Origin of the sequence: Streptomyces sp. BE20 (genome assembly GCF_036322525.1) — a bacterium.
GTDB lineage: Bacteria > Actinomycetota > Actinomycetes > Streptomycetales > Streptomycetaceae > Kitasatospora.
Genome location: NZ_JAQYWW010001073.1, coordinates 1 through 283, shown reverse-complemented (window position 1 = coordinate 283; position 283 = coordinate 1). Strand labels below are relative to the sequence as shown.

The 283-nt window shown below is 66.4% G+C and carries 1 protein-coding gene; it reads left to right on the top strand.

Features of this window, described 5'->3' with window-relative positions:
• Positions 1-283: extracellular solute-binding protein (locus PUR61_RS31075; RefSeq protein WP_329882839.1), on the top strand; the 283-nt coding region annotated here is incomplete at both ends.

Genomic DNA, 283 nt, shown 5'->3' with positions numbered 1-283 from the left:
GAACAACGGCCTGGAGCTCGACTACCTCAAGGCCGGCGCCCTCGCCCCGCTCGACAAGCTCGGCTACACCGCCGCCGACACCGAGAAGTTCCTGCCACTGGCGAAGGTCGACGAGTACGACGGCAAGATGCACGGCGTCCCGCTCTACTTCGACGTGGACGTCATGCTCTACCGCACCGACATCCTCCAGCAGTACGGCATCGCCGCCCCGCCCAAGACCTGGGACGAGCTGAAGTCCACCGCGGCCACCATCACCGCCAAGTCCGCCGAAGCCGGGAAGAAG